The following is a 6,466-nucleotide window of genomic DNA, read 5'->3' as shown; positions in this document are numbered from 1 at the left end:
CCCAAGACCTGGAAGCGCTGGGCCACCGCCGACCGTGAGCCGATTGGCCAGTGGTCATTTGGCCGCGCCACCTTGCTGGGCGACGCCGCCCACCCGACTACGCAGTACATGGCGCAAGGTGCCTGCATGGCGATGGAAGACGGCGTGACGCTGGGCGAGGCGCTGCGCGTCAACAACAATGACTTCATCAAGGCGTTTGATCTGTACCAGCGCTCCCGTGTGGCGCGTACCGCCCGCATCGTGCTGTCCAGCCGCGAGATGGGCCGCATCTACCACGCCAAGGGCGTGGAACGCCTGGTGCGCAACGACCTGTGGAAAGGCCGCACCCCCGAGCGGTTTTATGACGCGATGGAATGGCTGTACGGCTGGAACGTCAACAACTGCCTGGCCACGGACTGAGCAGGGATTGACACCGATGAAGCTTTACAACATTTTCCGCAGCGGCACGTCGCACCGCCTGCGCATTGTCCTGAACCTGAAGGGCCCGCCCTGACCCGCATCGCGATGAGGTGCGGATGACGCCGAGGCCTCCAGGTAGCGGCGGGTGCCTGTTTTTAAAGCATGCTCCGCCAGCCCAATGCTGACGCGGCTTTGGCGAGTTATGCCGCACCTTATCCACAGCGTAGGCCACAGGCCGCGGGGACAACTCAGTGAGCCGTTTGCATTGGGATTGCGGGACTTGGATCTTGATGGAATTCACCCCAGAGGTGGTGGTGCATGGCGGCCTGACACCTGGTGGCACTGCCCCAATCATCCGCACAAAACCGATCAAGACCCAGCACGCGCCGCAGTTTGACTGTTCAAGCCAGGGCAAACCAGTCCTGTCGTTCTCTGGGTGTTTTTGAAAACGCTACTATTTATATAGCTATCATCGCCCGCTGCATAAAGGCTAGAGCCTGTTTTTCCTTGAAATTCAGCGTTTTTGGTACTGCGTGTTGCCAAACAGGATTTCTCGTTCCTTGTCGCCGGTGATGGGGCGGCGCAGGTCTGCCAACACCTGCACGCCGCGTTGCACGGCCGGGCGGTCGCCGATCAGGTCAAACCACTTTTTGAGGTGCGGGTAGTCGGCCCAGTCAATCCCCTGGTTTTCCCAGCTGCGCAGCCACGGAAATATGGCGATGTCGGCGATGGTGTACTGGTTGCAGGCGATGAATTTGCGGGTGGCCAACTGCCTGTCCATCACGCCGTAGAGGCGCTTGGCTTCGTTGGTGTAGCGCTTGATGGCGTAATCGACCTTCTCGGGTGCATACATCCGGAAATGGTGGGCTTGTCCGAGCATGGGACCGACGCCGCCCATCTGGAACATCAGCCACTGCAGCACCTGGAATTTGAGCCGGTCGGTTTTGGGCAGCAGCTTGCCGGTTTTGGCCGCCAGGTAGAGCAGGATGGCACCCGACTCGAACAGGGCAATCGGTTTACCGTCCGGGCCATGGGGGTCGACCAGCGCCGGAATCTTGTTGTTGGGGCTGATGGCAAGAAACTCGGGTTTGAACTGGTCGCCGGTCCCGATATTGACCGGAAAAACCTGCCAGTCACGCCCCAGGCGAAGGCCACATTCCTCCAGCATGATATGGACCTTGTGGCCATTGGGCGTGGGCCAGGAATAAACATCGATCATTGATAGTTCCTTTTAGCGCAGCATTGCGTGCTGCACTTTACGGGAAAAGCAGAAACCGTGTTCAACCCTGGCGAGCGGCTTAACTGCCGCGTGTCACTGGCATTTCGACCTCACCTGGCATCAGCAAATGCTTGGCCAGTTCCAGCTTGGCCAGCGAGGCGCGGTGCACTTCGTCCGGGCCGTCGGCCAGGCGCAATGTGCGCTGGTGGGCATAGGCGTAGGCCAGCGGAAAGTCATCCGACACGCCGCCGCCGCCATGGGCCTGGATGGCCCAGTCAATGATCTGGCAGGCCATGTTGGGCGCCACCACCTTGATCATGGCAATCTCGGCCTTGGCAACCTTGTTGCCCACGGTGTCCATCATGTAGGCGGCCTTGAGCGTCAGCAGCCGCGCCTGCTCGATCATGCAGCGGGCCTCGGCAATGCGTTCGCGCCAGACCGATTGGGCTGCGATAGGCTTGCCAAACGCAATGCGGGTGTTCAGGCGTTTGCACATGAGCTCCAGTGCGCGCTCGGCGCTGCCAATGCTGCGCATGCAATGGTGAATGCGTCCGGGGCCAAGTCGGCCCTGGGCAATTTCAAAGCCGCGGCCTTCGCCCAGCAGCAGGTTGCTGGCAGGCACGCGCACATTGGTCAGCCGTACTTCCATGTGGCCGTGCGGCGCGTCGTCGTAGCCGAACACGGTGAGCGGGCGAATCACGGTGATGCCGGGCGCATTGGCGGGCACCAGAATCATGGATTGCTGCTCGTGGCGGCCGGCATCGGGGTTGGTTTTTCCCATGACGATGTAGATCGCGCAGCGAGGATCGCCGGCACCGGACGACCACCACTTGAGTCCGTTGAGTACGTAGTCGTCGCCATCGCGCTCGATGCGGCATTCAATGTTGGTGGCGTCGGACGAAGCAACTTCCGGTTCGGTCATCAGGAAGGCTGAACGGATTTCGCCCTTGAGCAGTGGCTCCAGCCACTGGTCCTTGTTGGCTTCAGAGCCGTAGCGGGCAATGGTTTCCATGTTCCCGGTGTCGGGCGCCGAGCAGTTGAACACCTCCGCCGCGAAGGGCACGCGGCCCATGATTTCGCACAAAGGCGCGTATTCCAGGTTGGACAGGCCTTCGGGTGCCCGTGGCGAGTGCGGCAAAAACAGGTTCCACAAACCCGCTGCGCGTGCCTTGGGCTTGAGTTCTTCAATGATCGTGGTGGGAATCCAGGCATTGCCCTTGGCGCGATTCTCGGCAATTTCCCGGAAGAAGCGCGCTTCGTTCGGGTAGATGTGCTGGTCCATGAACTTCAGCAGGCGCGCCTGCAGTTCCTGTACTTTGGGGGTGTAGTTGAAGTCCATGAAATCTCCTGGGGTGGTGTGAGTGGTTTGAACGGGGACTGAATTCGGCGCTGGACTCAGGACTTGCTCTTAAGGGCAAAGTCCCAAGCCATTTTGGCCAGAAGGGGGGCGCCAGCTGCCGAGCTGACGGCCTGCGCGCTCGAAGCGGTGCCTGCTTCAACGCGTTTGGCAATGCCCTGCAAAATCGCGGCAAGCCGAAACAGGTTGTAGGCCAGATAAAAGTTCCAGTCGGCCTTGAGGGCCTCGGGCGTGGTCAGGCCGGTGCGCTCGCAGTAGCGGCGGATGTACTCGGCCTCCGTGGGAATACCCAGGCTGGCGACATCCAGTCCGCCAATGCCGCGAAACGTGCCCGGTGGAATATGCCAGGCCATGCAGTGGTAACTGAAGTCCGCCAGCGGATGACCCAGCGTGGACAACTCCCAATCAAGTACCGCCAACACGCGCGGCTCGCTCGGGTGAAACAGCAGGTTGTCGAGCCGGAAGTCGCCGTGCACGATGGAGGTCAGGCTTTCGTCCCGCGCACTGGCCGGAATGTGGGCTGGCAACCATTGCATCAGGCTGGTCATCTCGGCGATGGGCTGGGTCATGGGGCCCGCGCCATCGGCCGAAGCGATGTACTGCTTGCTCCAGCGGCCGATCTGACGCTCAAAGTAGTTGCCGGGCTTGCCGTAGTCGGCCAGGCCGCGCTCTGCATAGCTGACCTTGTGCAGCGCGGCGATGACGCGGTTCATTTCATCGTAAATCTCGCCGCGCTGGCGGTTGCTCATGCCGGGCAGGGCCTGGTCCCACAGCACACGGCCTTCGACAAACTCCATCACATAAAAAGCGCGCCCGATCACGGTTTCATCTTCGCAAAGACAATACATTTTGGGCACAGGCACGCCGGTGCCCTGGAGCCCCCGCATGACCTTGAACTCGCGCTCCACCGCATGGGCAGACGGCAGCAGTTTGGCGACCGGGCCGGGTTTGGCGCGCATCACGTAAGACGCGCCTGGCGTGAGCAGCTTGTAGGTTGGATTCGACTGGCCTCCCTTGAAAATTTCAAGCGTCAGCGGGCCCTCGAATCCTTCCAGGTGCTGCTTCAGGTAGGCTGTCAGGGCTTCTGCGTCAATGGCGTTGGCCCCCGAGACAGCCCGGGTTCCTACAAAGTGGTCGAAATTGCTCATGCTGTGGGTACTTGCCTATTTGTCAATTTCAGCTTCAGAAATGCGCATCAGGGCTTCGCGATTGCGCACCACCAGGCCACCCGGTTCGATGCGAATCGTGTCCTCGCGCTCCATGGACTTGAGTTCCTGGTTGACGCGTTGGCGCGAGGCGCCCAGCAACTGGGCCAGCTCCTCTTGCGCCAATTGCAGGCCAATGCGCACCTCGCGGCCATCGGCCAGACTCGGTACGCCGTAGCTGCGCACAAGGTGCAGCAACTGCTTGGCCAGGCGCGCCCGCAGCGGCAGGGTGTTGAGGTCTTCCACCAGGCCGAACAACTGACGGATGCGCCGTGCGTGCAGGCGCAGCAGGGCTTCGTACAACTCGACGTGCAGGCTCAAGATCTTTCGCAGATCGCCGCGCGCCACGCACAGGGTGGTCGTGGAGCCATGTGCATAAGCGTCGTGCGTGCGCCGTTCGCCGTCGAAAATTGCCACATCGCCAAACCAGATGCCCGGCTCCACATAGGTCAGCGTGACCTGTTTTCCCGAGATCGACGTTGAACTCACGCGCACCGCGCCTGTGGCGCAGGCAATCCACTCTTCCGGCGGGTCGCCCCGGGCGCAAATGAGTTCGCCGTCTTTGTAGCGTTTGACGTAGGCGCATCGAAGTATGTCGTGTCTGAGGGATGGGGACAGGGATGAAAACCAGCGGCCGCTGTTGATGGCCGCTCTTTCGTCTATCGTAAGAATAGGATCGTCCATGGGCTGTCTTTTGAGTGACTAACAAGCTTTACATTGTCGCTCCAGGGACGCGCCCTGAGTTACTTGGGCAGTCGCACGGGCGTCATGCGAAGTTGCGGCTACATCACGGTCAGGAGTTTGTAGCTTGCCAGTATTCATTGTTATTAATCGTAGAATTCTTACATGAAGCTGACTTGTAGGTCGCGCGTTTAAATATTCAGTGCTCAAGGGCTGGCTGGGCCAGAAAATTTCAGGAGGACGTGACCTTGAACAGATCGAAACTGTTTTTTTTGCATCCAAATGTTCTATTCGGTATTTAATGATGAGGAGCGAATAGGGGGAGAGGGCACATGCTGAGATTCGGTGTTGACAGGAAAAGCGAATTTGACTCAAGCTTTGCCACGAATGCCGCCGATGCACAAATGGTTAGCCGGATGCGCATGGTGTTGGCTGTGTCGGTGCTGCTGGCGGTTTTTATTGATCCTTCAGGTTTAAGCGGCGTGGACGGTTTTACCTGGCTCGTCTTTTTCGGTTACCTTTTTCACAGTATCGTCATTTACGTTTATTCTCTGTTGAATAAGCCGTTTTCCCAAAGCATGCTGATTCACCGGCTGGATGTACTCTGGTTTGCGTTGATCGTTGTTTTTACAGGCGGTGTTGACAGCTTTTTTTTCCTTTTCTTTTTTTTCGCCATTCTGACTTCCTCCTTTCGATGGGGGTTTGAAGAGGGTGCAAAAATTACCATCGCTTCGGCCGTATTATTCGCCGTATCTGGCTTGGCGTTGGAGTCGCAAAATGACCTTCCAAGGTTATTGCTGCGCACGACATTTCTTCTTACGCTTGGCTATATGAGCGTCCACTGGGGCGAATCAAAAGTAAGATTAATGCGTCAATTGGAGCTGCTCCGCGATGTGAGTCGGTTGTCAAATCCACGTTTTGGAGTCGATCACACCATCACCAATGTTCTTGAACAAACGCGGCTATTTTTCAAGGCTAGTAGCTGTATTTTTATTGTACGGAACAAAGAGTCCGGCGCTTATTATTTGCGTACGATAAATGGAGGAGATGCACCACAATCGATAAGCGCTGATCCAGTGAATGCAGAAGCGGCAGCGCCGCTCCTGGCTCTTTCAGAAGACCGTATCCTTGTATATAGCCGCCCGCTTTGGCCTGCCATGTCGTCTCTATTTGAAGAATCTCTGGCGTATGACAGCACTGGGCATCGATGGGTAAAAAACGATGAACAATCAAGCAGAAGTCTGGCCGAGCTTCTGGATGCGCGTACATTTATCAGCGCACCTTTGCCATTAAGAAAACAAGATGGCCGTATTTATGTCGTTTCACGCGAAGGATCATTTTCTAAAGCAGACGCCGTGTTTTTAGGCCATATTTCCGAGCAGGCATTTCCTGTTATAGAGAACATTGAGCTTCTCGACAGGATGGCCTCGGAAGCTGCATCTCGGGAGCGACAAAAAATATCACTGAATCTTCATGACACGGCTATTCAGCCATATATCGGATTGAAGCTGGGACTAAGTGCCATACGAAATAAGGCTTTGGCCGACAATCCACTCATCGAGGATGTCGATAAATTAACCGCAATGGCCGAAAAAGTCATAGGTG

At 57.6% G+C, this 6,466-nt stretch carries 6 protein-coding genes and 1 pseudogene; 3 read left to right on the top strand and 4 right to left on the bottom strand.

Annotation, left to right across the window (positions count from 1 at the left end):
* On the top strand, positions 1 to 399 hold a 399-nt coding region (locus Q8K05_RS12310; protein ID WP_305246886.1), incomplete at its 5' end, for an FAD-dependent monooxygenase.
* A gap of 16 nt (positions 400 to 415) precedes the next feature.
* Positions 416 to 484: pseudogene (locus Q8K05_RS12305) on the top strand (maleylacetoacetate isomerase); the annotation flags it as partial.
* 429 nt (positions 485 to 913) lie between these two features.
* Here the strand turns inward: Q8K05_RS12305 and Q8K05_RS12300 are convergent.
* The 4 genes from Q8K05_RS12300 to Q8K05_RS12285 all read right to left on the bottom strand — a co-directional run bounded on the left by Q8K05_RS12300 (position 914) and on the right by Q8K05_RS12285 (position 4,864).
* On the bottom strand, positions 914 to 1,618 hold the full coding sequence (locus Q8K05_RS12300) for a glutathione binding-like protein (RefSeq protein ID WP_305246885.1): 705 nt from the start codon (positions 1,616 to 1,618) through the stop codon (positions 914 to 916).
* A gap of 79 nt (positions 1,619 to 1,697) precedes the next feature.
* Positions 1,698 to 2,957: an acyl-CoA dehydrogenase family protein gene (locus Q8K05_RS12295; RefSeq protein ID WP_305246884.1), complete on the bottom strand. Its 1,260-nt coding sequence runs from the start codon at positions 2,955 to 2,957 to the stop codon at positions 1,698 to 1,700.
* A gap of 56 nt (positions 2,958 to 3,013) precedes the next feature.
* Entirely contained in the window at positions 3,014 to 4,123 is a 1,110-nt protein-coding gene (locus Q8K05_RS12290) for a phosphotransferase (RefSeq protein ID WP_305246883.1), read from the bottom strand.
* 15 nt (positions 4,124 to 4,138) lie between these two features.
* Positions 4,139 to 4,864, bottom strand: a complete 726-nt coding sequence (locus Q8K05_RS12285) for a Crp/Fnr family transcriptional regulator (RefSeq protein ID WP_305246882.1) — start codon at positions 4,862 to 4,864, stop codon at positions 4,139 to 4,141.
* Positions 4,865 to 5,193: 329 nt separating this feature from the next.
* Here Q8K05_RS12285 and Q8K05_RS12280 point away from each other — a divergent pair.
* A partial coding sequence (locus Q8K05_RS12280) for a histidine kinase (protein ID WP_305246881.1) occupies positions 5,194 to 6,466 on the top strand: 1,273 nt, incomplete at its 3' end.

The sequence above is a fragment of the Polaromonas sp. genome, assembly GCF_030682935.1.
GTDB lineage: Bacteria > Pseudomonadota > Gammaproteobacteria > Burkholderiales > Burkholderiaceae_C > Polaromonas.
Note: the sequence above shows the minus strand (reverse complement) of the source record. Positions and strands in the feature narration are given on the sequence as shown.

What these genes read in the sequence shown, in the direction of transcription:
- Q8K05_RS12300 (WP_305246885.1), bottom strand. Translation starts at nt 1,618, where the DNA reads ATGATCGATGTTTATTCCTGGCCCACGCCCAATGGCCACAAGGTCCAT.
- Q8K05_RS12295 (WP_305246884.1), bottom strand. Translation starts at nt 2,957, where the DNA reads ATGGACTTCAACTACACCCCCAAAGTACAGGAACTGCAGGCGCGCCTG.
- Q8K05_RS12290 (WP_305246883.1), bottom strand. Translation starts at nt 4,123, where the DNA reads ATGAGCAATTTCGACCACTTTGTAGGAACCCGGGCTGTCTCGGGGGCC.
- Q8K05_RS12285 (WP_305246882.1), bottom strand. Translation starts at nt 4,864, where the DNA reads ATGGACGATCCTATTCTTACGATAGACGAAAGAGCGGCCATCAACAGC.